Below are 23919 nucleotides of genomic sequence, written 5' to 3'. Positions count from 1 at the left end.
TTGGCACGCTGTTGAGTTCTCAAGGAACGGTCGCTTCCTTTGTACTCACCCTCTCGGGCTTTCCTCCGGGCGCTTCCCTTCGGTCTTGCGTTTCCAACTCTACCAGTGTTTTTCCGGCCCTCTGACCACCATCCTGCAGGCATGCAGAAAGTGACCCCGAGATAGGATCTGACAAGTTGGGTGCTGCCAGGCGAGGACACGAGGTTGCGTCGCTCAGCCCCAGGCAGGAGTACGACTGTACACGCGGCCCTGGAGCGGGTGCAAATCGATTTGCGGTATGGTCTAGACCACTCTGAAGCGCTCACGCGGAACCGGCACTTCAGGTGACATACCCTGCTGAACAGTGTGCCGCCCGGCACCAGGGACGGCCCATATCGATCTCCACCCCTGGGAGGCTTCCCATGACCACCGTGACGTCCCCGCTCGCAGGACGCGCCATCGGACTGGCATCCGTGCCGGATCCGGTCTTCTCCGGGGCCATGGTCGGCCCAGGCACAGCGATCGACCCCGTACGTGAGCCTTCCGAGGCCGTCTCACCCGTGGACGGCGTCATCGTCTCCCTGCACCCGCACGCGTTCGTCGTCGTCGACGAGAACGGTCACGGTGTTCTCACCCACCTCGGTATCGACACCGTGCAGCTCAACGGCGAGGGTTTTGAGCTGCTCGTGAACAAGGGTGACACCGTCAGGCGCGGTCAGGGCATCGTGCGCTGGAACCCGGCTGCCGTCGAGGCCGCCGGTAAGTCCGCGGTCTGCCCGATCGTGGCGCTGGAGGCCACGGCCGAAGCACTCTCCGACCTTCGTGACGACGGCGATGTGAAGGCCGGCGACAGCCTCTTCCTCTGGAAGTGATGTCAGTGCCGTCGTACGGCGGCCAGCAGGAGAACCAACGCGGCGGTCGGACCCGCCGCACTATCGGAGACGGGTGAGATGGACACAACGCTGCGAGGCGTCGGCGTGAGCCACGGTGTGGCTATCGGCGAGGTTCGGCACATGGGAACGGCGGTGCTGGAGCCGCCCGCGAAGCAGATACCCGCGGAGGAGGCGGAGCGTGAACAGGGGCGCGCCCGCAAGGCCGTGGAGGCTGTGGCGGCCGACCTGATGGCACGGGGCAACCTGGCCGGGGGCGAAGCCCAGGCGGTACTCGAGGCCCAGGCCATGATGGCCCAGGACCCCGAGCTGATGGCAGACGTGGAGCGACGGATCGCCGTCGGCAGCACGGCCGAGCGCGGGGTGTACGACGCGTTCGCCGCGTACCGCGAGCTGCTGGCGGGCGCCGGTGAGTACCTCGCCGGTCGTGTGGCCGACCTGGACGACGTGCGGAATCGTATCGTCGCCCGTCTGCTGGGGGTGCCGATGCCGGGTGTCCCCGACAGTGACGAGCCCTATGTCCTTGTCGCCCGTGACCTGGCGCCTGCCGACACCGCCCTGCTGGACCCGACTCTGGTGCTCGGCTTCGTCACCGAGGAGGGCGGTCCCACCAGCCACAGCGCGATTCTGGCCCGGGCGCTCGGGGTGCCGGCCGTGGTCGCGCTGCCGGGTGCCGGGGAGCTCGCCGAAGGCACGATGATCGCCGTCGACGGCAGCACCGGCGAGATCTTCGTGGACCCGAGCGAGGAGAAGAAGGCCCAGCTCGAGGCCGCGGCAGCCGAGCGCAAGGCGGCGCTGGCGGCCTCGACCGGTCCCGGTGCCACCGCGGACGGTCACAAGGTGCCGCTGCTCGCGAACATCGGTGGCCCTGCGGATGTGGCGGCAGCCGTCGAGGCCGGGGCCGAGGGTGTCGGTCTCTTCCGTACCGAGTTCCTCTTCCTGGACGACAGCAAGCAGGCGCCGTCCGAGGAGAAGCAGGTCGCCGCATACCGGCAGGTGCTCGAGGCGTTCCCCGAGGGGCGTGTCGTGGTGCGGGTGCTGGACGCCGGCGCGGACAAGCCGCTCGACTTCCTGACGCCGGCCGACGAGCCGAATCCGGCGCTCGGCGTGCGGGGTCTGCGGACGCTGCTGGATCACCCGGAGATCCTGCGTACCCAGCTGACGGCGCTCGCGAAGGCCGCGGAGGGGCTGCCGGTCTACCTCGAGGTCATGGCCCCGATGGTCGCGGACCGGACAGACGCCCGGGCCTTCGCGGACGCGTGCCGCGAGGCCGGGCTGCGGGCGAAGTTCGGCGCGATGGTCGAGATTCCGTCGGCCGCGCTGCGGGCTCGCTCGATCCTCCAGGAGGTCGAGTTCCTGTCGCTGGGGACGAACGACCTGGCGCAGTACACCTTCGCCGCCGACCGTCAGGTGGGTGCGGTCTCCCGTCTCCAGGATCCGTGGCAGCCCGCGCTGCTCGACCTGGTGGCGCTGTCCGCCGAGGCGGCGAAGGCCGAGGGCAAGAGCTGTGGCGTCTGTGGTGAGGCCGCGTCCGACCCGCTGCTCGCTTGTGTGCTGGCTGGTCTGGGCGTCACCTCTCTTTCGATGGGCGCGGCGTCGATTCCCTATGTCCGGGCCACACTGGCGAAGTACACGCTGGCGCAGTGTGAGCGGGCCGCGGCGGCGGCGCGGGCCACGGACAGCGCCGAGGACGCGCGCAGCGCGGCGCAGGCGGTGTTGTCGGGCGAGTGAGCCGGGCATGACCGGCCGCGGCTGCCACGGGCGGGGCGCTCCACTGCGGTGGGGCGCCCCGCCCGCTTTTCAGTGGTTGTGCCCCTGTGCCGGTTTCACCTCTCCCAGGTCGGGCGGCTCGCAGTAGTCGACGTTGGATTCGGGGGAGATCAGGTCGCCGGATTCGACGTCCGTGCAGTAGGCGTCGAAGACCTCTCCCGCGGTGAGTGGTTCGAGTCCGTATGCGCGCAGGCGCCAGCCGTAGACGCGGTCGGGGTTGCCCGGGGCGCTGGCACGGATGACGAGTCCTCCGGGGCTTTCGGTGGCCAGGCCGAGGGCCAGGACCGTGGTGAACTCCAGGGCTTCGGTCTCGTCGAGTTTCACGTCGCCGTCGGTGTCGGCTACGTGGAGGGCGGCGACGAGCGTTTCGGGCGGGCCGGTGACGCTGCATACGAGGTGCCGGTTGCCGGGTGGAGCCGTGTCGAGGATGCGGACGAGGAGGTCCGAGGCGCGGGCGAAGGCGGCGCGGGCGAGGTCCTCGCCGCAGGAGGTGCAGGCGCCCAGGCGGGCGAGGAGTGTGGTCGCGTACTCCCAGGTGGCCTGGCGCACGGCCTCGTCGACGAGGACCGGAAGGAGGTCGGACAGCGGCTGGCCCTCGTACGGAAGGGTCGGGCCTGTGACCGCGAGTCGTGCTGTGAAGCGTGTGCGGCTCGACGGGTTGTCGGGATCAAGGCCTTTTTGCGTGCAGAACTCGGCGTACTCCTCGGGGTCGAAGAGGGCCACTGTGGTGTGGCTGCCTTGCAGGGCCCGGGTCCTGAGGAGGCCTTCCACGTGCTTGAGGTAGGCCGTGTGGTCGTCGAACGTGAAGCTGCGGTAGCGCCGCATGGCACGGAAGTCGTGCTCGTCGGTGAGCAGGCCGATGGTGCCGGCGATTTCGCGGTGCAGGACACGTCGCATGGTCCGGCTGTCGGTGTGCGTCATTGTTCCCCCTGTGCACGGTCGATCAATGCTCACTCACAGTAATCGGCGGCACTGACAACGGGGGCGAGCAAGGTGGGCGGTGGCGGTCAGGCGCGTTTGCGGGCCAGGTCCTCGTAGAAGCTCAGCAGGTCGAGGTTGTCGATGGAGCCCGGGTTGACCGCCTTCTCCAGCGGGGTTCCCTGGAGGAGGCGTTTGACCGGGACCTCGATGCGTTTGCCGGTCAGGGTGTGGGGGACGCCGGGTACTTCGATGATCTCGTCGGGGACGTGGCGCGGTGACAGTTGTTCGCGGATGGTCTGTTTGATGCGGTTCAGCAGGGCATCGTCGAGGACGGCCCCGGGGGCCAGGTGGACGAAGAGGGGCATCCAGTAGCCGCCGTCGGGCTGTTCGATGCCGATGACGAGGGATTCCCTGATCTCGGGGAGGCGCTCCACTGCCTCGTAGATGTCGGCGGATCCCATGCGTACGCCCTGGCGGTTGAGCGTGGAGTCGGAGCGGCCGTGGATGACGACGGATCCGCGGGAGGTGACGGTGATCCAGTCGCCGTGCCGCCAGACGCCGGGGTACGTGTCGAAGTAGCTGTCGTGGTAGCGGCTGCCGTCGGGGTCGTTCCAGAAGTGGATGGGCATCGACGGCATGGGGTTGGTGACCACGAGCTCGCCGACCTCGTCGACCAGGGGGTTGCCGCTGGGGTCCCAGGACTGGAGGTCGGTGCCGAGGCAGGGAGCCTGTAGCTCGCCGACGTGGACCGGGAGGGTCGGTACGGCTCCGGCGAAGCAGGAGCACACGTCGGTGCCGCCGCTGACGGAGGCGATCCACAGGTCGTCGCGGACCTCGTCGTGGAGCCAGCGGAAGCCGTCGGGCGGCAGCGGGGAGCCGGTGGTGGCGACGCACTGGACGGAGGAGAGGTCGAAGTCGCGGGACGGGTGGACGCCCGCCTTGCGGCAGGCCATGACGTAGGCGGCCGAGGTGCCGTAGAGGGTGGCCTCGGTGCGTTCGGCGATGCGCCACTGCGCGCCGGTGTCCGGGTAGCCGGGGCTGCCGTCGTAGAGGACGATCGTGGTGCCGGTGAGCAGGCCGGAGACGAGGAAGTTCCACATCATCCAGCCGGTCGACGTGTACCAGAAGAAGCGGTCCTCGGGGCCCAGGTCGCAGTGCAGGCCGAGTTGCTTGAGGTGCTCGACCAGGATGCCGCCCTGGGACTGGACGATTGCCTTGGGCAGGCCGGTCGTGCCGGAGGAGTAGAGCACCCACAGGGGGTGGTCGAAGGGCACCTGTTCGAAGACGGGGGCCGTGTCGGCGGAGGTGAGGGCCGACCACTCCAGGGCGCCCTCGGGTGCTTCGGTGCCGAGGAGGGGGATGTGGACGACGGCGCGCAGGGTGGGCAGCTCGTGGCGCAGTTCGGCGACGATCTCGCGGCGGTCGTGCTCCTTGCCGCCGTAGCGGTAGCCGTCGACCGTGAACAGCACGACCGGTTCGACCTGCTGGAAGCGGTCGAGGACGCTGCGGGCGCCGAAGTCGGGCGCGCAGGAGGTCCAGACGGCGCCCACGGCGGCTGTGGCCAGGAGAGCGACCACGGCCTGCGGGACATTGGGGAGATAGCCGCTGACGCGGTCCCCCGGGTGTACGCCGAGGGCGCGCAGTTCGGCGGCCAGAGAGCCGACCTGGCGGCGCAGCTCGGCCCAGGTGACGGGGCTTGGTTCGTGCGTTTCGTCGACGTACAGGAGGGCCGGTTCGTCAGCGCGGGTGTCGGCCGCGCGCAGGGCGTGTTCGGCGTAGTTGAGGGTCGCGCCGGGGAACCACTGGGCGCCCGGCATCGAACGGTTGCCGAGTACGCGCGCGTAGGGCGTCGAGAAACGGACGTCGAACCACTCCGCGACGGCTTTCCAGAAGGTCTCCAGCTCGTCGACGGACCAGCGCTGGAGGGCCGCGTAGCCGCCTTCTGCGGGGGCGCCGTGGTGCTCGGCGGCCCAGGCCTGGAACCTCGTGATCCGTGCCCGGGCGATGCGCTCGGGGTCTGGCTGCCACAGCGGCTGAGGACTATCGGTCGACATGGTCGGCTCCCGGACTGTGCGCGTCGTGTGCGTCCTCCGCGCACGGGCTGGGGTGTGCGCGTGACGCGGCTGGCACGGACAATGCCATGTGATCGACTTCGGCACCAGGGTGCCCCCCACATAGTCCGTGTCGTGAAGATGTGGTCCCGGCACGGGTGAACGGCAGTTGAACGACACGCCCACGTGGGGCGGTCAGTGGCAGGGTGAGCAGCATGAACGGTCGTGACCTGGTGCGTTCGGTGAAAGCGGTGGGGTCGGTGGGCGCGGCGCAGGGTGTGCGTACCGTACGAGCAGCGTGGCGCAGGCGGCGGGCCGACGCCACCGGGCTGCCGGCGCGGGGGGCGGAGCGTGCGCGGGTGCCCGGGGCCGTGCAGGAGGTGGAGCCGGGGCCGGGGGGCGGTGTGGTGCGGTTCAGCCGGTCGGAGCTGCGGATCCTCGTCGCAGTGAACGGAGCCGTCTTCTGGGGCTGGGACGGGGCGGAGCCCGAACCGTCGTACGCGCTGGCCGGCCGGTGTCCGGAGGCGGATCCGCGGGCGGTGCTGGAGCCGGACAAGGACGGCGGCTGGCGGGTGGTGGCCGAGCGGGTGACGGTCGTCGTGTCGCGGCACGGCGCGGTGGAGGTGCGCACCCCAGGTGGCGTGACCTTGCGTCGTGATCTGCCGCCGCGGTGGTGGGAGCCGGTCGGTGGCGGTCCGGCGCGGTGGATGCAGCGGTCGGAGGTGGCTGCCGACGCGCGGTTCTTCGGGCTGGGTGGTCGTGCCTCGGGTCCTCGGCTGCCGGACGGGACGTACCGGCTGTGGAACACCGACCCCGGTCACGCCTTCGCGCCCGGTGACGACCCCCTGTACATCACGATGCCGGTGCAGCTGGTGGTGTCCGACGGCGGTACGCATCTGGTGTTCCACGACAGTTCGTGGGACGGCACGGTGACGCTGCGGGAGGGCGAGGAGGGCGCCGGTTCCGGGCACGACCAGGCCGGGACGAGCGAGCTGCGGATGGACGGCGGCCCACTGCGCTGCTGGGTGATGGCGGGCACGCCCGCGCGCGTGCTGCTCGCCTGGGCCTCACTGACCGGCGCGCCCGCGCTGCCGCCCGCGTGGGCGCTCGGGCACCACCACGCGCGGTGGGGATTCGGCAGTGAGCAGGAGGTGCGGCGGATCGTCGCGGGTTACCTGGAGCACGGTCTGCCGCTCGACGCCGTGCACCTGGACATCGACCATTTCGACGCGCATCAGGCGTTCACCGTCGACGAGGACCGTTTCCCGAAGCTGCCCGTTCTGGCCGAGGAGCTCCGGAGGGACGGCATCCGGCTGGTGTCGATCGTCGATCCGGCCGTGAAGGCCCTGCCCGGCAATGCCGTGTACGACGGCGGTACGGCCGGGGACGCGTTCGTGCGGGACGCCTCGGAGCAGGTCGTGCGGGGTGTCGTGTGGCCCGGGGAGGCGGTGTTTCCCGATTTCACGCACGCGCGCGTGCGTGAGTGGTGGGGCGGTCTCTACGAGGAGCGGCTCGCCCGGGGCTTCTCGGGTTTCTGGCACGACATGAACGAGCCCACGTCGTTCGCCGCCTTCGGGGAGTCGACGCTGCCGCGTTCGGCGCGGCACTCCCTGGAGGGGCGGGGCGGTGACCATCGCGAGGCGCACAACGTGTACGCGCTGTGCATGGCCAGGGCGGGCTTCGAAGGACTGCGGAAACTCGCGCCCCAGGAGCGGCCGTTCCTGTTCTCCCGCTCGGGGTGGGCCGGCATGCAGCGCTACGGAGGGGCCTGGTCTGGTGACGTGGCCACCGGCTGGCCGGGACTGCGGGCGTCCTTGGCGCTGGTGATGGGGCTCGGACTGTGCGGTGTGCCGTACTCGGGACCGGACATCGGAGGCTTCGACGGGGATCCCTCGCCCGAGCTGTTCCTGCGGTGGTTCCAGCTCGGGGCGTATCTGCCGCTGTTCCGTACGCACGCGAGTCTGCGGGCGGGGCGCAGGGAGCCGTGGGAGTTCGGTGCCGAGGTGCTGGAGCACGCGCGCGTGGCGCTCGTCGAACGCCGGCGGCTGCTGCCGTACTTCATGACGCTGGCGCATCTGGCCCGGCGTACCGGGGCGCCCTATGTGCGGCCCCTGTGGTGGGGGGCGCCGGAGGAGCGGGCGCTGCGTGACTGCGGGGACGCCTTCCTGCTGGGCGACAGCCTGCTGGTGGCGCCGGTGCTCGACCCGGGCGCGGACCGGCGTGCCGTGCAGCTGCCGCGGGGGCGCTGGAACGACACGGTGACGGAGCAGGCGTACGAGGGACCGGCGCAGGTGCTCGTCGACGCGCCTCTGTCGCGGATACCGGTGTTCGCACGCGCGGGTGCGGTGCTTCCCGTACGCGGGGAGGACGGCGGGCTGGAGCTGGAGGTGTGGGCGCCCGCCCGGGGACGGACCGGGGGCGGGCTGGTCGTCCCGGACGGGGGCGAGGGGTGGGACGAGCCGGAGATCGAGCGCTACACCGCTCGGTGGACGGGCTCTCGGGTGATCGTCGAGCTGGAGGGTGAGGACGGCGGGGGCGTGCCGTCCCACCCGGTGCGCGTCCGCGGGGCCGGAGAGCGCTGAGCTCAGATGTAGCGGCCTTCGAACCAGGCCCGTACCGCCACGGTGTGCAGAGGGAAGGCGAGTTCCTCCGCCCTGCGCAGGAGGTGCCAGCCCTCCGTCTCGTCCGTGGCGGCGGAAGGCGGCAGGCCCTCGACAGGGCGTTCCGGGAGGAGGCCGAACAGCAGCAGGTGTCCGTCGGGCGAGCTCATCGCGTCGACGAGGCGTACGTCGCGGGCGGCCGCGTCGATGCCGGTTTCCTCCTTGAGTTCGCGTACGACGGCCTGCCGCCAGTCCTCCCGGTCGTCGATGTAGCCGCCGGGCAGGGCGATGCCCCCGCGCGCGGGAGCGACGGTTCGGGTGATGACGACCAGGGCGGTGCCCTTGGTGTCGTACACGGGCTGGAGGGCCACCGCGACCGGGAGTGGATTGCGGTAGGCCACGCTGCCGCACGCCGGGCAGGTGCGGGGCCAGCCGGAGACGCCCTCTCCGTAGGGCGCGCCGCAGCTCGAACAGTGGGAGTCCGGCGCGGAGTTGGAACTGGAGTGCTGAGTTTCGGACACGCGGCGGACTGTAGCCGATCACGGAGGGGGCGTCTCGGGCGGGCGGCTCAGTGAGCTCCAGTGAGCGCCTTCCTGGACACGGGGAAGTCGAAGTAGGTGTCCGGGTAGGGCTCGGGCTTGTAGGTGTAGTGCCACCACTCCTCTGGCAGGTTCACGAAGCCGAGACCCTCCAGGGTGCTCTTCAGCCGCAGCCGGTTGGCGCGCTGTTCGCCCTGGACACGGGGGTCGAGGGTGTGCGAGAGGGTGTCGAAGCAGTCGAAGCCGGTCCCCATGTCGACGGAGTTGTCGGGGAACCGCTCGTCTGCGGGGGCGAAGCACGGCACGAGGGGCTCTCCGGGGTGGTACGGCCGGGTCGGTTTCGCCGGCAGTTTCACGAGCGTGACGTCGAGGGTCGATCCGCGGCTGTGGCCCGACTTCTCGGCGATGTAGCCGTCGGCGAACAACCGGGTCTTGTCGACGTTCGGGTAGAACTCGCTCTTCATGGCCTGGTCGTCGAGGTCCTTGGCCCACCGGACGAAGTGGTCCACCGCGCGCTGCGGCCGGTAGCAGTCGTACACCTTGAGTGTGTAGCCCTGGCGCAGCAGGCGCGTCTGGGCCTTGTGGAGGGCTTGGGCGGCGGGCCGGGTGAGGACGCAGATCGGCTGGGCGTAGCCGTCGATGCGCTCGCCGACGAAGTTGTGCGGGGTGAAGTAGCGCATCTCCTGGATGATCGTCGGGTCCACGCTTCTCAGGGCCACGAAGTCCTTGGGCGCCCGGGGACCGGTGCCGGCCTGGGCGGTGGCGGTGGGGGCGGTCGCTGCCAGCACGGTGGCGAAGGCGGTGATCAGGCCGCGCGCCACGGTGGTGAGTCGTGTCATGGCTCCTGCGTCTACCAGGAGACGGTCCCGCCGGGGAAGGGATGCCGAAATCCGGGGGGCGTGGCAGACTTCTGACGTTCCGTCAGATTCGGTCTGCGGGGAGGCTCGGTGTCGCGTACACGAACGCCGGTGGTCGCGGGGTGGTTCGCCGGAGAGGGGGAGGATTTCCGGCTGCTAGGCACGGTCTGCGCGGCGTGCGCCTCGGTCTTCTTCCCCCGCGAGGACCACCACTGCCGCAATCCGGCCTGCGCGGGCGGAGAGTTGGCGCAGATCCCGCTGTCGCGGCGTGGCCGCGTCTGGTCGTACACGGACAGCCGGTATCGGCCGCCGTCACCCTATGTGAGCGATCCGGAACTTTCGTGGGAGCCGTGCGCGTTGATCGCTGTGGAGCTGCAGGCCGAGCGGCTCGTGGTGCTGGGACAGGCGGCTCCCGGGGTCACCGTCGCGGACCTGACGGTGGGCATGGAGGTGGAGGTCGTGCCCGGCGTGCTCCATGAGGACGCGGAAACGACCTGGACGACGTGGCACTGGCGGCCGACGGGGGTGAAGGCATGACGGGTGAGGTCGCGGTGTTGGGCGCGGGCATGCACCCGTGGGGCAAGTGGGGACGGAACTTCGTCGAGTACGGCGTCGCAGCGGCCCGCGCGGCGCTGGCCGACGCCGGGCTGGACTGGCGGGACATCGGCTCGATCATCGGCGCGGACACGGTCCGTGGCGGCTATCCCGGGTATGTCGCGGGAGCGACGTTCGCGCAAGCACTGGGCTGGCAAGGGGCCCGGGTCACGAGCGTGTACGCGGCGTGCGCGTCCGGGGCGCAGGCCGTGGACGCCGCGCGGGCCCAGATCCTCTCCGGGCTCGCCGAGGCGGTGCTCGTGGTGGGAGCCGATGCCGCTCCCAAGGGATTCTTCCGCCCCGCGGGCGGGGACCGGCCCGACGATCCCGACTGGCTACGGTTCCGGGTTCTCGGGGCGACCAACCCGGTGTACTTCGGGTTGTACGCCCGCAGACGCATGGCCGTGCACGGCGACACGCCGGCCGACTTCGCGCAGGTGAAGGTGAAGAACGCGGCGATGGGCGCGCTGAACCCGAATGCGCGCTACCGCCGGCGGGTCACCGCCGAGGAGGTCGCCGCCTCCGCCGTCGTCGCCGATCCGCTGCGGCTGCTCGACATCTGCGCGACCTCGGACGGCGGCGCGGCGGTCGTGCTCTCCGGCATGGAGTTCGCGCGGCGGCACGGCCATGCCGATCCGGTGCGGATCCGGGCCGTGTCCACGGTGACGCCGCGGTACCCGAACACCGTGCTGGACCTGCCGGACATCGCCACGGACTCCGCGGTGGCGGTCGATCCGCCCGCCGAGACGTTCCGGAAGTCGATCGCCCGGGCGGCCTACGAGGAGGCGGGGGTCGGGCCGGAGGACCTGTCGCTGGCCGAGGTCTACGACCTGTCCACGGCGCTCGAGCTGCAGTGGTACGAGGACCTGGGGCTGTGCGGTGGGGGTGAGGGCGTGAAGCTGCTGCGGGACGGGGCGACGGCCCTGGGCGGGCGGATACCGGTGAACGCCAGCGGTGGACTGGCCTCCTTCGGCGAGGCGGTTCCGGCACAGGCGATAGCCCAGGTGTGCGAGCTGGCCTGGCAGTTGCGGGGCGAGGCGGGTGACCGGCAGGTCGAGGGAGCGCGTGTGGGCATCAGCGCGAATCAGGGGTTGTTCGGGCATGGATCGGCGGTGATCGCGGTGCGGTGAGGCGCGGGGGCGGGAGCTGGGGCCGAGACGTACACGACCCATGCCCACGCATGGAGCCGTGCAGGCGTCGGCGCTGGTGGTACGGCCGCGACCGGGCCTTGGCATACGCTGTGTGACCGCTCCGGAATCCTGCGTGAACGTCTCATGAACTGCGCTTTGGCGTGCGCCGGTGGAGTAGATCATGCTCACGTGCACTCCTGGACGGATACTCTCCGCTTCGCCTTCCAACCGGTGGTCAACCTGACGACCGGCGCGGTCGCGGGACTGGAGATACTCGCCCGCCCGGAGACCGGCGACATCCTGGCCGAGGCACGCCGGGATCCCGAGCTCGACAGCCGGCTGGCGGTGTCGGCGGTTCGCGCGGCGGTGCGCAAGGAGACCCTGCTGCCGCTGTTCGTCAACGTCTTCGCCGGCACCCTCGCCGACCTCGGCGGGCTCCCTTCGCTGCACGACGCCGTGCGCGAGGCGGGGCGGCTTCCGTGGGAGGTGACGATCGACGTCTGTCCGCCGTACACGCACGTGCCGCAACGGGCACTGCTCGAGGCGGTGTCCAGGGTGCGCGGTCAGGGATTCCGGATCTGTGCGGACGGTGTCGGGGACGGAGACGTGCCCTTGCGGCTCCTCTCGGACATCACGCCCGACCTGGTGAAGCTGGACGCGTCGCTGCTGGCGCGGCCGGCGGTGGTGCGCTCGATGCGGACGCTGTGCGACGAGCTGGGGGCTCTCCTGGCTGTCGAGGGCGTGGAGACCGAAGGGCAGTGCGCGGCGGCGCTTGCGGCCGGCGCGCAGTTGGCACAGGGCGAGCTGTTCGCCCCGCCGGCCCGGCTGCCCGCCGCGGACGTCTACGTTCCGCCCCGCTCCCCCGCCGACGCGGCCGTACCGCGGTCCGGGCCGTCGGTGCGGGAGTTCGTGCGGCCCGCCGCGCTGCTGCCCGCCACGGCGTCCGCGGGGCAGGTGCGGGCGCTGCTGACCGGGTCACCGGATGTGTCCGGGGTACTGCTCGTGGACACCGCCGGAGTGCCGCTCCGGTCGGTGCACCGGTCCCGCTTCCTGTTGTCGATGTCGGGGCGCTACGGGCACGCCCTGTACGCCGACCGGCCCGCCGCCAAGCTCGGTGACCCACCGCGGACGGTGGGCATCGGCGCCACGGCCTGGGAGGTGCTGGACGTCGTGGCGGTCGGCGGGCGGGACCGCACGTCGGACGATGTCGCCGTCGTGGACGAGTACGGGCGGTGTGTGGGCGTCGTACGGCTCGCGGATCTCGTGCGCGCACTGGCCGAGTCACGGGTCGAGGAGGCGGCGGCGCTCAATCCGCTGACGCGTCTGCCCGGCTCGGACGCGATCACCGGTGAGGTGGACCGGCGGATCGTGTCCGGGCGGGCGTTCGGACTGAGCTGGCTGGACGTCGACCACTTCAAGCAGGTCAACGACGGGGCCGGCTTCGCAGCGGGCGACGAGCTGATCCGGGCGGTGGGGCGTGCGTTGCAGCAGGCCGCGACGGACGGCACCCGCGTGGGACACATCGGCGGCGACGATTTTCTGCTGCTCGCCGAACCGGAGGCACTCGATCCGCTGGCCGCCTCCGTGCTGGACGTCCCCTGGTCGGCGGGCGGCCGGCCGGTCACGCTGTCGCTCGCCACGGTGCTGTGCGCGCCGGGCAGTGTGACCGACCACCGGCAGGCGGCGGCTTGCCTGGCGCCCCTGAAGAAGGCGGCGAAGGCGTTGCACGGGGCGAGTTGGGTGGTGGGCCGAGCGGGCGTGCCCGGGCATGAGACCCGTCGCGGCGCTGAGCCGACACCGGCACCGGCACGGTGTGGGGCGGCGGAGCCAGGTGGGGTTTGAGAGAGCCGTGTGAGGCTCCCAGGACCGTAGGGGTCGGGGGTGGCAGGGCGGGGCCGTGCGGGCCCCGGCGGGTAGTGGCGCTGTCCGGGGCGGGCCCTGGGTACGGCTGTGGCCCGCCGGGCCGAGCCCGGCAGGGGGCCCTGGACGGGGCGCTGCTCGTCCGGTTGAGAGACCGCCTGGTCAGGTGGATGCTGGTGGCTAGCAAGCGAGGAGTCAGGTGCGGCTGGGCGATCGCCACGGCGGAGCCCAGCGGAGGCCGGACGACACCACCAGCAAGGCCTCGCGTGGCGCACCGAAGCCCGCGCAGGTCCCGACCAGATCCGAACAACGACCCGACCGGGCGCCGCCAGGGCCGTACAACCGGCCACCCGGCCCAGCATGCCCGGCCGCCGGCACAAGGCCGTCAACCGTTGCGGTCGGCGACCTTGACGCCCCATGGGCGCCGGTGAACACTTCCGGTGTCAGTCGACATCGCCGTACATACTCGGCGTATCCGGCACTGCGGCGCGCGGGCGCGCCTACGCCAAGGCCCTTTCCCCCACGGGCGATTCGGCTGCGATCGGCACGCTCGTCACGGACGCCGGGCGGGGCGCGGGTTTTCCCTGCCTTCGGCTGAAGTGGCCATGGGAAACGCACCCCGCACATGAGGACCGGGGCGGATCGTCCCCGGGCCTCGGCCTAGGAGCCGCCATGAGCAACGTAGACATCTTCGTCGGCGAGATCATCGGCACGGCGATCCTGATCCTCTTCGGCGCGGGGGTCTGCGCCGCCGTCACCCTGAGGTTCTCGAAGGCCAGGGCGTCGGGCTGGATCGTCATCGCGTTCGGCTGGGGATTCGGTGTCCTGGCCGGCGCGTACACCGCCGCCCCGCTGTCGGGCGGCCACATCAACCCCGCCGTGACTCTTGGCCTGGCCGTCGACACAGGCGTGTGGGACAAGGTCTGGGTCTACCTGCTCGGGCAGATCGTGGGGGCGATGCTGGGCGCCGTCCTGGCGTACCTGCTCTACTTCGCCCAGTTCCAGGCCAACGTACGTCAAACGGGCACCACGGACGGCACAGTGGACGAGCCGGTGCCGACGCTCGGCATCTTCTCCACCATCCCGGAGATCAGGAACCCGTTCGCCAACCTGATGACGGAGATCCTTGCGACCATCGCCCTGGTGCTTCCCATCCTCGCGCTGGTCGGCGACGACAGAGTCGTCCAGGGGGTCGGCATCGGACCGATCCCGGGCGAAGGAGCCGGAATCTATGGCTCCGGCATCTCGATCCTGCTGGTGTCCCTGCTGGTCGTCGGGATCGGCCTCTCGCTCGGTGGGCCCACCGGCTACGCGATCAACCCCGCACGTGACCTGGGGCCGCGCATCGTGCACCAGTTCCTCCCGATCCCGAACAAGGGAACGTCCGACTGGGGGTACGCCTGGATCCCGGTGGCAGGGCCCGCGGCCGGCGGAATTCTCGGGGCCCTCATCTACAACGCAGCCTTCTGACCAAGCGATCAAGAGGTAGTAGCCATGACGGACAACTCCGAGAAGTACGTAGCAGCGATCGACCAGGGCACCACCTCGAGCCGCTGCATCGTCTTCAACCAGAACGGTGCCATCGTCGCCGTGGACCAGCGTGAGCACCGCCAGATCTTCCCCAAGCCCGGGTGGGTGGAGCACGACGCCACCGAGATCTGGTCCAAGGTGCAGGCGGTGGTCGCCGGGGCGCTCGCCAAGGCCGGGCTGCGCGCCGACCAGCTGAGCGCGATGGGAATCACCAACCAGCGCGAGACGACCCTCCTGTGGGACCGTACGACCGGAAAGCCGGTGCACAACGCCATCGTGTGGCAGGACACGCGGACGGCGGCGCTGTGCAACCAGCTGGGCGGCTCGGACGGGCAGGACCGTTTCCGCGAGCAGACGGGTCTGCCGCTGGCCACCTACTTCTCCGGGCCCAAGGCGGCCTGGCTGCTCGACAACGTGCCCGACCTCCGGGCCCGGGCCGAAAGCGGTGAGATCGCCTTCGGAACGATCGACTCCTGGCTGATCTGGAACCTCACCGGCGGCACCGACGGCGGGCAGCACGTCACCGACGTGACCAACGCCGGGCGCACCATGCTGATGAACCTGGAGACCCTCCAGTGGGACTCCTCGATCGCTTCGGCGATGAACATCCCCGAGGCGATGCTGCCGGAGATCCGGTCCTCCGCCGAGGTGTACGGCACCGCCGTCGGCCAGCTCGCCGGCGTGCCCGTGGCCTCCGCGCTGGGCGACCAGCAGGCCGCTGTGTTCGGCCAGGCCTGCTACGACGTGGGCACCGCGAAGAACACCTACGGCACGGGCAGCTTCCTGCTGCTCAACACCGGCAACCGTCCGGTGTCGTCGAAGAGCGGTCTGCTGACGACGATGGGTTACAAGATCGGGAGCGAGGCGCCGGTCTACTGTCTGGAGGGGTCGATAGCCATAACGGGCGCGCTGGTCCAGTGGTTCCGCGACCAGCTCGGCATCATCCGGACTGCCGACGAGATCGAGCCCCTGGCCGCAAGTGTGGAGGACAACGGCGGTGCCTACATCGTGCCGGCGTTCTCGGGCCTGTTCGCGCCGTACTGGCGCTCGGACGCGCGTGGTGTGGTCACCGGGCTGACCCGGTACGTCACGAAGGCGCACCTCGCGCGCGCGGTGCTGGAGGCGACGAGCTGGCAGACCCGCGAGGTCGTGGACGCCATGTACCAGGACTCCGGGGTGCACATCACCACCCTGAAGGTCGACGGCGGCATGACGAAGAACAACCTGCTCATGCAGCACCAGGCGGATGTGCTGGACGTGCCGGTGGTGCGGCCCAAGGTCTCCGAGACGACCTGTCTGGGCGCCGCGTACGCGGCCGGTCTGGCCACCGGTGTGTGGAACGACCTGGACGAGCTCAAGGCGCACTGGCAGAAGGACGTCGAGTGGACACCGTCCATGGAGGCGTCGGTGCGGGACCGCGAGCACCGCAACTGGCGCAAGGCCGTGGAGAAGAGCTTCGGCTGGGAGGAGGACGCCGACAGCTAGCCACGCGCGCGTGAAGGGTCGTTTCCGGACGGTGGACCGTACCCCTGTCGGCGGGGGTACGGTCCGCACCCGCCGGTCGGCCGACCGTCAGCTAGTCACCGTCTGACGGCGGTCGGCCGCGTAGGCCATGGCGTGCTGGACGACGCCGATGAGCGCTTCCTTGACCGACTCGCGGTCGCGGGCGTCGCACATCAGGAGCGGCACGCCGTCGTCGAGGTCGAGGGCCTGGCGCACGTCCTCGACGGGGTAACGCGGTGCGCCCTCGAAGCAGTTGACGCCGACGAGGAACGGTATGGAGCGGCGTTCGAAGTAGTCGACGGCGGCGAAGGAGTCCTCCAGGCGGCGCGTGTCGGCGAGGACGACGGCCCCGAGGGCGCCCTCGGAGAGCTCGTCCCACATGAACCAGAACCGCTCCTGGCCGGGCGTTCCGAAGAGGTACAGCACCAGGTCTTCGCGGAGCGTGATGCGGCCGAAGTCCATGGCCACGGTGGTGGTGTGCTTGCCTTCCACACCGCTGGTGTCGTCGACCGGGCGCCCGGCCTCGGTGAGCAGCTCCTCCGTGCGCAGCGGCCGGATCTCGCTGACCGCGCCGACGAGCGTGGTCTTGCCCACGCCGAAGCCGCCGGCCACCAGGATCTTGAGCGTGACGGGCTCGACCGGAGGCTTGCCGCGCTCAGAACGCCCGAAGATCATCGATCTCTTCTCCTGCTTGATGGGGGTCGGGCGACGGCGGGCCGTAGCCTCCGCCGCCTGGGGTTTCGATGACGAGTACGTCGCCGGTGACGACGTCCGCGGAGTCGCTGCCGCCGAGTTCGGTCACGGTGCCGTCGGCGGCGATGCGCTCGTCGACCTCGACGACCCGTTCGTACAGAAGCTCGGACAGTTCGATGCGGCGGGCGAAGATACTCGGGCGGCGCTCCAGGAGGGCCGGGCTGTCCGACAGGAGGTTGTGCGTGAGCAGCCGGCCGTCCGGGCGACGCGCGACGATGTCGGTGAAGGTGCCGCCTCGGTCGACCCGGAACTGCCAGCCTGCCACGTCAGTACCCCGCTTCCGCGCTGCTCACAGCGCCCGGAGGCCGTTGATCACGTCGCGCAGAATACTCTCGTCCGGCAGTTCGGCAGGGGGTACGGGCCGGTTCACATGGACGAATTCCGCGTCCACGAGATCTCCGACAAGGACCCGTACCACCCCGATCGGCAGGTCGAGTTCCGCTGCGAGTTCGGCGACCGACTGGGGGACGTCACGACACAGTTCGACGATGTCCACATGCTCCGGCGAGAGCATGTGGTCCGCTTCCGGGTCGTCCGCGTGCGGTTCCGTGACCACGACCGCGATCAGGTCCAGGCGGTGCTGGCCCTGGCTGCTGGTGCGGCCGCGCGTCATGGCGTACGGACGGACGACCGGTCCGGCCTCGTCGTCGAACCAGTGGCTTCTTCCCTGACCGTCAGCGCTCATGTCATCCCACTACCCGCCTGCGGGCAGATCGGTGCGCGGAGCGGCACCCAGATGCACACCCACCCGCTTCACCAGGAGCGTCATCTCGTAGGCGACCTGGCCGACGTCGGAGTCGGCGTCCGAGAGGACGGCGAGGCAGCTGCCGTCGCCGGCGGCCGTCACGAACAGGAAGGCGTCGTCGAGCTCGACGACCGTCTGACGGACGTTGCCGGCCTCGAAGTGGCGTCCCACGCCCTTGGCGAGACTGTGGAACCCGGAGGCGACGGCGGCCAGGTGCTCGCTGTCCTCCCTGGTCAGGTCCCTGGACACCCCGGTCGGCAGTCCGTCGCCGGAGAGCACGAGGGCCTTGCGGATGCTCGCGACGCGGTCCACCAGGTCGTCGAGGAGCCAGTTCAGCTCCCCCTTGTTGGCTGCGGTGTGGCCGGTGGCCTTCGGTGCGGTCATCGACCGTCCCCCTCTGTCGTTCCTTGTCGTGCTGTGCCGCTGTGGGCGGCGTCGTCGCCCGCTGCGTTCTCCTCGCGGCCGCGCTGCCAGCCGCGCTGGAGCGAGGCCATACGGCTGCGTACTTCGTCGGCGTCGCGTTCGACGGGCTCGGCTCTGTCCTCCGTACGCGGCTCGGACCCCCGCTTCAGCTGCGGTGCCAGGTTGGCCTGGCGCACGCGCCGGGGCAGCGGCGCGGTTCCGGAGCGAGGCTCGTTCGGTACGGACCCGGGAGCCTGCCCCCGTCTTCCGGAGCCGGGAGCCGACCCGGTCTCCCGGGGCATGGCACCGGAGCCGGTCATCTGGCCCGCGGGCCCGCCGGTGGTCTCCGGCCCGAGGCCCGACCGACGGTCGAAGCCGTCCTGGCCGCTCGATGCGATCTCCGCGCGGCGTGTCCGCGTGGGGAGAGTGGGCGGCTCCGGCCCGGTGCCGGAGGAGACCGGTGATTCGGCGCGGTCGTAGTTCCCGTCGGCGGCGCCGATGCCGCGGCGGCCGGACTCCGCCCCCCGACGGCGGGCAGGCAGGGGCGGCGGTGAGTCCGGCTGGTTTTCGCCTCGCCGGCCGCCGGTCGAGGAGCCTTCGGTGCGGCGGCGGACCGGAAGCGCGGACGCGGGCTCCGGCCCGGACCGGCCCGCGGCCCCGCCGCTGACGGAGTCGTCGCCCTGGCGACGCGAAGGAAGCGGGGAGGTGCCGCCCGGCTCCGCCCGACCGGTGCCAGTGGTGCTCTCCTCGTCCGTCTTCCCCCGCCGGGGGCGCTGGTCGGTGACCGGGCGTCCGTGTGAGCTGACCAGCTTCGGGGTGTGCCGGCGCGGCAGCTGGACCGGGGCGTTCGGGTCGTCGTCGGTGTCGGTCCGGTCGTGTGCGCTGTGGGCGTCGGCTGCCTGGTGCGGACCGGGGCGGCGGCCGGCTGCCTCGTCCTGGGCGCGGGTGAGGGGCCGGGGGCGGAACAGGGCGCCGTGTTCGCTGTCCTCGTCGTCGAGCGCGCCGGGGAAGTCGCCGATGGCGTCCAGGTCGACGGGCGCCTCCAGCTCCACCGGTCCGTCCAGGAGGGAGGCCGGCAGGCCGGGCCGTTGCGCGGGCCCCTGGGACAGCGCGGCGCGGCGGCTGTCCTGCGGCTCGCTCTCCTTGGCCAGCTGCGGGCGGTCGAGCCGGAAGCCGATGCCGTTCGTGTCCGGGACGTCGTCCGTGAGCAGCGCGTCCGGGATGAAGACGACCGCGGTCGTGCCGCCGTACGGGGAGGGCTGCAGGGAGACGCGGACGTTCTGTCGCTGGGCGAGACGGCTGACCACGAACAGACCGAGCCGGTCGGTGTCGGACAGCTCGAACTCCGGGGTCTCGGCGAGCCGGAGGTTGGCGTCCAGGAGCGCTTCGGCGGCCATGCCGAGACCGCGGTCGTGGATCTCCAGGGTGAAGCCGTTCGCGACCCGCTCGCCCAGGACCTGGACGGCGGTGTGGGGCGGCGAGAAGACAGTGGCGTTCTCGAGGAGTTCCGCCACGAGATGCGTGATGTCGGCGACGGCCGGGCCGGTGACGGCGATACGCGGAAGGCGGCGGACCTCGATGCGCTCGTAGTCCTCGACCTCGGCGACGGCGGCGCGTACGACGTCCATGAGCTGGACGGGCTTGCGCCACTGCCGGGAGGGCGCGGCGCCGGAGAGGATCACTAGGCCCTCGGCGTGCCGGCGCATGCGGGTGGTCAGGTGGTCGAGACGGAACAGATCGGCGAGTTCCTCGGTGTCCTCGGTCCGGCGCTCCATGGCGTCGAGCAGGGTGAGCTGCTTGTGGAGCAGAACCTGGCTGCGGCGCGCGAGGTTGACGAAGACCTCGGAGACGCCGGCGCGCAGCTCGGCCTGTTTCACGGCGGCTTCGACGGCGGCGCGCTGGAGGGTGTTGAGGGCCTGGCCGACCTCGCCCATCTCGTTCTTGTCGTACTCCAGGCGCGGGACCTCGGTCTCCACGTCGACCTGCTCCCCCGCCGAGAGGCGGCGCATCACGCTGGGCAGCCGCACTCCGGACGCCTCGTGGGCCTCCAGACGCAGCTGGCGCAGGTCGCGGATGAGGGTGCGGCCGACGCGCACGGACAGGAAGAGGGAGACCAGGAGGGCGAGCAGGCCGAGCACGCCGGCGATGACGGCCTTGGCGATGACGCCCATGGCCACCGGTTCGACGCGGTTCTGATAGCGGTCGTTGGCCTGGTCGTTGAGGGTGCCGAGCTCGTCGAGCACGTTGCCGGCGGCGCTGTCCCAGCTCTTGGCGGTGACGCCGCGCGGGGTTCCGTCGGCGGAGGAGAGGGCCGCTTCCTCGGCCACGCGCAGCGGAGCGGTGGAGGCGTTCTTCCAGAAGCTCTGGTAGCGGTCGCGTTCCGAGACGGGCAGCAGCGGGAGGTTGGTGTCGTACATCAGGTTGCGCTGCGCCACGAGGTCGGAGATGTCACGCTCTTCCGAGTGGGAGATCTCGCCGACGATCAGGGCGGAGCCGAGGAGGGCGTCCTCGCGGGAGAGCAGTTCGCGGGCGCGGGCGAGATTGACCAGCGCGCGGTACTGCTTGTCCAGTTCCACGTTGTCGACGACGTGGAGGTTGGCGAGCAGGACGTAGCACGGGTCGACCAGCCGGTTGTAGAGGTCGAGGGCCTGGGAGCGGTTGACGGTGCCGTCCTCGACACTGCGGCGCAGCGACTCGATGCCGTCGAAGGCGTCCAGAACCGCGGTCAGCCGCTCGTCGGTGTCCGCACCCATCGCGTCGCGCACGTCCGGATTCCGGGCGTTCTCGCGGATGCTGCCGACGGCCTCGTCGGTTGCGGTCCGGCTGCGCCGGAGCGCGGCGAGCCCGTCGGAGGCACGGGGGTCGGCGAGGTAGACCAGGGTCTGACGACGCTCCTCCTGGAGGACACGGACGGTGTCCTCGATGGGATAGCCGATCTTCTCCACCACGGACGACACGTTGAACAGGTCGCCCGCCTCACGTCCCGTGAGCACCGTGGCGAAGGCCCAGATCGCGGTCAGGGACACCAGCGGCACGAGAAGCAGCGCCACGATCTTCCGGCGGATGGACTTCCCGCGAAAGCGCATGGCCTCCCCCAGCTCGGGCCCCCGGGCCACCGGGGGTACACATGTGCGTCAACAAACGGCGCGAGCCTACTACCGACGCCCAGGGAACTCGAAGGCCGGTCCGGAACGTGAACTTCCGCGCCAGCCACGAGGCATGTGGAGTTGTCCGGGCATTGCGGGAGTTGTCTCCCCGAAACCGATGGTGGCCGCGTGGGTCAAGGCCCGTAGACCGCCTGGGGGGTTGGCTGAAATTTTTCGGTTTCCGGGAATCTTCATGGGGGGTCGTTCGTCCTTCTCTACGGGAAACGGGGGCGGAATCGGCCACAGGAGCCGCATCCCGCACCTGGGCGGCGTAAAGCAGCGCAAGCCGGGCAGCCACTGGGGAACACGGGTCTTCGGATGCGAGCGAACAGTCTGCTGGCGGTGGGGAGTGACACGGTGACGGGCACGGCGGAGCGGCGCGGGGCGCCCAGGGCGGGCGGGGCGCAAGTGACAGCGCATCAGGATGCCGAAGCGACTGATCGCGACGATCTCGCTGACGAGGCGGAGAGCGCGGCTCGAGAGGCGGGGGTTCCGGCTCGCGAGGTGGGCCGTGACGTGCGCGAGCAGCAGCACTACCGGCCCTTGTGGGTCGAGGAGCCGGCGCGCCGGCGCCGGTTGCCGGATCCGGTGCGGACGGCCGCCGTGCGGTCGGTACTTCTCATCGCTCTGACGCTGCTTCAGGCCATGGTGGCCTTCCTGTGCACGATGGCCGGGTCGTGGCTGGCCTTCCCGATGGTGATCAGCAGCGTGGTCAGCACGATCGTGGCGACCTGGGGAGCGCTCGATGTGTGGGTGACGCGTCAGGTCTGGAACCAGCGCAACGGCGTGGTGTCCATGCCGAGCAGCACGGCACGTGCCCTGCGCCGCGAGCGCCGCCGGGCACGACGGCAGGCCCGCGCCGCCGAGCGGACGCGGGAGCGGATACGCCGACGGGGCGGGGCTGGGCAGTTGTCCCACTCGTGAGCACGGACGGGCAGTCGGCCCGCGGCTGAGTGACTGCGGGAAGGGTGCTTTCCTGCAGTCCATCTGGCGCAAGGCCGGTTCCACACCTCAGGGTTGGTTCGACTGATCAAACCCGCCCTGAGAGAACGCGCCTTGAGGAACCGCCCATGAGACCGACCGCGCAGTCCACAGAACCACACGGCAAGGACGACGCCGAGCTCACCGAGTTCGGCTACAAGCCCGAACTCAAACGCACCCTAGGCAACTTCCACACCTTCGCCGCCGGGATCAGCTACATCTCGATCCTGACCGGCACCTTCCAGCTGTTCTACTTCGGCTACGGCAGCGGCGGGCCCGCCTACTGGTGGTCGTGGCCGATGGTCTTCGTCGGCCAGTTCATGGTCGCCCTGTGCTTCGCGGAGCTCGCCGCCCGCTATCCCGTCGCGGGGTCCGTCTACAACTGGTCGAAGAGGATAGGAAATCCGCACCTGGGCTGGCTCGCCGGCTGGATGATGTTGATCGCCTCGATCGTCTCCATATCGGCCGTGGCACTGGCCTATCAGTTGACGCTGCCGCAGATCTCGTCGTTCTTCCAGTTCGTGGGGGACGGCACGGGTACGTACGACGTGGCGACCAACGCGGTCATCCTGGCCGCGGTGTTGATTCTGTTCACCACCCTGGTGAACGCCTTCGGCGTCAAGTTGATGGCGACTATCAACACGGCGGGCGTGTTCATCGAGTTGATCGCCACTGTCGTGTTGATCGCCCTGTTCGCGGTCCACATCACGCGTGGCCCGCAGGTCGTGATGGAGACGCACGGCACCGGCGCCGGCTACGGCAACGGGTATCTCGGTGCCTTCCTGGTCGCCTCCCTGGCCTCGGCGTACGTCATGTACGGCTTCGACACCGCGGCCTCGCTCGGCGAGGAGTCCCTGGACCCGACCCGGAACGCGCCGCGCGCGATCATCCGGGCCATCGTCGCCTCCTTCGTGCTCGGCGGACTGATCCTGCTGCTCGCGCTGATGAGCGTCTCCAGCCTGAAGGGCGAGAAGCTGTCCACGGACGGCTTGCAGTACATCGTCCTGGACGTGCTGGGTCCGACGGCCGGCAAGGCGATGCTGTGGTGCGTGCTGATCGCGGTGACGGTGTGCGCCCTGGCCGTGCACACGGCGGCGGTCCGGCTGGCGTTCGCGATGGCCCGCGACAACAACCTGCCCGCGTCCTCGCGGCTGGCCAGGTGCCATCCGCGCTTCCAGACGCCGGTCCTGCCGACGGTGATCATCGGGATCCTCGCGCTGGCCATCCTGGTGGTCAACATCCGCCAGCCGCAGATCTTCACGGTCGTCACCAGCATCGGCATCATCATGATCTACCTCGCCTACCTGGGCGTCACGGTGCCGCTGCTGGTCGCGCGGCTGCGCGGCACGTGGCAGCCCGCGGGCGAGGGCCGGTTCTCACTGGGCCGCTGGGGACTGCCGGTCAACATCGTGGCCGTGCTGTGGGGCGGAGCCATGACGCTGAACCTGATCTGGCCGCGGGCCGCGGTCTACAACGCCACGGCCCCCTACCACTGGTACCTGCGCTGGGGCGCGGTGCTGTTCGTCGCCGTCATCGCGGGTGGCGGCTTCGCCTACTACTGGTTCGTCCAACGGCACCGGACCGGCGTGCTCGCCGAGCATCGTTCGGACGCCGGGGCTACCGCTCCCGCCGCCCCGGCGGCCGACAGCAGCACCTGACCGCGGTCGG

At 70.7% G+C, this 23919-nt stretch carries 19 protein-coding genes; 10 read left to right on the top strand and 9 right to left on the bottom strand.

Going from position 1 to position 23919, the window contains the following annotated elements; all coding sequences use genetic code 11:
* The first annotated feature begins 401 nt into the window (after positions 1-401).
* A complete protein-coding gene (locus ACH4G3_RS34300) occupies positions 402-851 on the top strand; it encodes a PTS sugar transporter subunit IIA (RefSeq protein ID WP_020275938.1) in 450 nt (149 codons plus the stop codon).
* A 78-nt stretch (positions 852-929) separates the two neighbouring features.
* Complete coding sequence (gene ptsP, locus ACH4G3_RS34295) at positions 930-2600, top strand: phosphoenolpyruvate--protein phosphotransferase (RefSeq protein WP_397628118.1); 1671 nt, start codon at positions 930-932, stop codon at positions 2598-2600.
* A 69-nt stretch (positions 2601-2669) separates the two neighbouring features.
* On the opposite strand, the gene ACH4G3_RS34290 is transcribed toward ptsP, so the two are convergent.
* Both ACH4G3_RS34290 and ACH4G3_RS34285 read right to left on the bottom strand, forming a co-directional pair.
* A complete protein-coding gene (locus tag ACH4G3_RS34290) occupies positions 2670-3560 on the bottom strand; it encodes a hypothetical protein (protein WP_397628117.1) in 891 nt (296 codons plus the stop codon).
* 86 nt (positions 3561-3646) lie between these two features.
* A complete protein-coding gene (locus ACH4G3_RS34285) occupies positions 3647-5614 on the bottom strand; it encodes an acetoacetate--CoA ligase (RefSeq protein WP_397628116.1) in 1968 nt (655 codons plus the stop codon).
* A 212-nt stretch (positions 5615-5826) separates the two neighbouring features.
* Here ACH4G3_RS34285 and ACH4G3_RS34280 point away from each other — a divergent pair, with 212 nt between their 5' ends.
* The gene (locus ACH4G3_RS34280) at positions 5827-8193 is read left to right on the top strand and encodes a glycoside hydrolase family 31 protein (protein WP_397628115.1); all 2367 of its coding nucleotides are present in this window, start codon (positions 5827-5829) and stop codon (positions 8191-8193) included.
* Between the two features lie 2 nt (positions 8194-8195).
* On the opposite strand, the gene ACH4G3_RS34275 is transcribed toward ACH4G3_RS34280, so the two are convergent.
* Both ACH4G3_RS34275 and ACH4G3_RS34270 read right to left on the bottom strand, forming a co-directional pair.
* Positions 8196-8732, bottom strand: coding sequence for an NUDIX domain-containing protein (locus ACH4G3_RS34275; protein WP_397628114.1), 537 nt, complete (start codon positions 8730-8732; stop codon positions 8196-8198).
* Between the two features lie 47 nt (positions 8733-8779).
* The gene (locus tag ACH4G3_RS34270; RefSeq protein WP_397628113.1) at positions 8780-9589 is read right to left on the bottom strand and encodes a M15 family metallopeptidase; all 810 of its coding nucleotides are present in this window, start codon (positions 9587-9589) and stop codon (positions 8780-8782) included.
* 129 nt (positions 9590-9718) lie between these two features.
* Between ACH4G3_RS34270 and ACH4G3_RS34265 the strand changes: the two genes are divergently transcribed.
* From ACH4G3_RS34265 to glpK, 5 genes are all read left to right on the top strand, one after another.
* Positions 9719-10144: a Zn-ribbon domain-containing OB-fold protein gene (locus tag ACH4G3_RS34265; RefSeq protein WP_397628147.1), complete on the top strand. Its 426-nt coding sequence runs from the start codon at positions 9719-9721 to the stop codon at positions 10142-10144.
* The gene (locus ACH4G3_RS34260; protein ID WP_397628112.1) at positions 10141-11331 is read left to right on the top strand and encodes a lipid-transfer protein; all 1191 of its coding nucleotides are present in this window, start codon (positions 10141-10143) and stop codon (positions 11329-11331) included. The genes ACH4G3_RS34265 and ACH4G3_RS34260 overlap by 4 nt, the downstream gene beginning before the upstream one ends.
* A gap of 189 nt (positions 11332-11520) precedes the next feature.
* Positions 11521-13173: an EAL domain-containing protein gene (locus ACH4G3_RS34255; protein ID WP_397628111.1), complete on the top strand. Its 1653-nt coding sequence runs from the start codon at positions 11521-11523 to the stop codon at positions 13171-13173.
* A 690-nt stretch (positions 13174-13863) separates the two neighbouring features.
* Complete coding sequence (locus ACH4G3_RS34250; protein ID WP_354748010.1) at positions 13864-14661, top strand: MIP/aquaporin family protein; 798 nt, start codon at positions 13864-13866, stop codon at positions 14659-14661.
* 24 nt (positions 14662-14685) lie between these two features.
* Complete coding sequence (gene glpK / locus ACH4G3_RS34245; protein WP_397628110.1) at positions 14686-16206, top strand: glycerol kinase GlpK; 1521 nt, start codon at positions 14686-14688, stop codon at positions 16204-16206.
* 87 nt (positions 16207-16293) lie between these two features.
* Here glpK and ACH4G3_RS34240 read toward each other — a convergent pair whose 3' ends face one another.
* Genes ACH4G3_RS34240 through ACH4G3_RS34220 form a run of 5 tightly spaced genes read right to left on the bottom strand, consistent with a single transcriptional unit; the run spans position 16294 to position 21210 of the window.
* Entirely contained in the window at positions 16294-16899 is a 606-nt protein-coding gene (locus tag ACH4G3_RS34240) for a GTP-binding protein (RefSeq protein ID WP_397628109.1), read from the bottom strand.
* A complete protein-coding gene (locus ACH4G3_RS34235) occupies positions 16880-17242 on the bottom strand; it encodes a hydantoinase B/oxoprolinase family protein (protein ID WP_397628149.1) in 363 nt (120 codons plus the stop codon). The genes ACH4G3_RS34240 and ACH4G3_RS34235 overlap by 20 nt, the downstream gene beginning before the upstream one ends.
* A 24-nt stretch (positions 17243-17266) precedes the next feature.
* Positions 17267-17662, bottom strand: a complete 396-nt coding sequence (locus tag ACH4G3_RS34230) for a DUF742 domain-containing protein (protein WP_010046285.1) — start codon at positions 17660-17662, stop codon at positions 17267-17269.
* 9 nt (positions 17663-17671) lie between these two features.
* On the bottom strand, positions 17672-18106 hold the full coding sequence (locus ACH4G3_RS34225; protein ID WP_020275952.1) for a roadblock/LC7 domain-containing protein: 435 nt from the start codon (positions 18104-18106) through the stop codon (positions 17672-17674).
* Complete coding sequence (locus ACH4G3_RS34220; protein ID WP_397628108.1) at positions 18103-21210, bottom strand: sensor histidine kinase; 3108 nt, start codon at positions 21208-21210, stop codon at positions 18103-18105. The genes ACH4G3_RS34225 and ACH4G3_RS34220 overlap by 4 nt, the downstream gene beginning before the upstream one ends.
* A 402-nt stretch (positions 21211-21612) precedes the next feature.
* Between ACH4G3_RS34220 and ACH4G3_RS34215 the strand changes: the two genes are divergently transcribed.
* Together ACH4G3_RS34215 and ACH4G3_RS34210 are read left to right on the top strand one after the other, a co-directional pair.
* Complete coding sequence (locus ACH4G3_RS34215; protein ID WP_397628146.1) at positions 21613-22194, top strand: hypothetical protein; 582 nt, start codon at positions 21613-21615, stop codon at positions 22192-22194.
* 146 nt (positions 22195-22340) lie between these two features.
* A complete protein-coding gene (locus ACH4G3_RS34210) occupies positions 22341-23909 on the top strand; it encodes an APC family permease (RefSeq protein WP_397628107.1) in 1569 nt (522 codons plus the stop codon).
* Positions 23910-23919: the final 10 nt, after the last annotated feature.

The sequence above is a fragment of the Streptomyces afghaniensis genome (assembly GCF_044327915.1).
Taxonomy (GTDB): domain Bacteria; phylum Actinomycetota; class Actinomycetes; order Streptomycetales; family Streptomycetaceae; genus Streptomyces; species Streptomyces afghaniensis.
This window is presented reverse-complemented; position numbering and strand designations above follow the sequence as displayed.

Bases quoted from the DNA above. Each gene is read 5' to 3' on its own strand.
- ACH4G3_RS34270 (WP_397628113.1), bottom strand. From the start codon at position 9,589: ATGACACGACTCACCACCGTGGCGCGCGGCCTGATCACCGCCTTCGCC.
- glpK (WP_397628110.1), top strand. From the start codon at position 14,686: ATGACGGACAACTCCGAGAAGTACGTAGCAGCGATCGACCAGGGCACC.
- ACH4G3_RS34240 (WP_397628109.1), bottom strand. From the start codon at position 16,899: ATGATCTTCGGGCGTTCTGAGCGCGGCAAGCCTCCGGTCGAGCCCGTC.
- ACH4G3_RS34285 (WP_397628116.1), bottom strand. From the start codon at position 5,614: ATGTCGACCGATAGTCCTCAGCCGCTGTGGCAGCCAGACCCCGAGCGC.
- ACH4G3_RS34290 (WP_397628117.1), bottom strand. From the start codon at position 3,560: ATGACGCACACCGACAGCCGGACCATGCGACGTGTCCTGCACCGCGAA.
- ACH4G3_RS34260 (WP_397628112.1), top strand. From the start codon at position 10,141: ATGACGGGTGAGGTCGCGGTGTTGGGCGCGGGCATGCACCCGTGGGGC.
- ACH4G3_RS34300 (WP_020275938.1), top strand. From the start codon at position 402: ATGACCACCGTGACGTCCCCGCTCGCAGGACGCGCCATCGGACTGGCA.
- ACH4G3_RS34280 (WP_397628115.1), top strand. From the start codon at position 5,827: ATGAACGGTCGTGACCTGGTGCGTTCGGTGAAAGCGGTGGGGTCGGTG.
- ACH4G3_RS34225 (WP_020275952.1), bottom strand. From the start codon at position 18,106: ATGACCGCACCGAAGGCCACCGGCCACACCGCAGCCAACAAGGGGGAG.
- ptsP (WP_397628118.1), top strand. From the start codon at position 930: ATGGACACAACGCTGCGAGGCGTCGGCGTGAGCCACGGTGTGGCTATC.
- ACH4G3_RS34220 (WP_397628108.1), bottom strand. From the start codon at position 21,210: ATGCGCTTTCGCGGGAAGTCCATCCGCCGGAAGATCGTGGCGCTGCTT.
- ACH4G3_RS34230 (WP_010046285.1), bottom strand. From the start codon at position 17,662: ATGAGCGCTGACGGTCAGGGAAGAAGCCACTGGTTCGACGACGAGGCC.
- ACH4G3_RS34250 (WP_354748010.1), top strand. From the start codon at position 13,864: ATGAGCAACGTAGACATCTTCGTCGGCGAGATCATCGGCACGGCGATC.
- ACH4G3_RS34210 (WP_397628107.1), top strand. From the start codon at position 22,341: ATGAGACCGACCGCGCAGTCCACAGAACCACACGGCAAGGACGACGCC.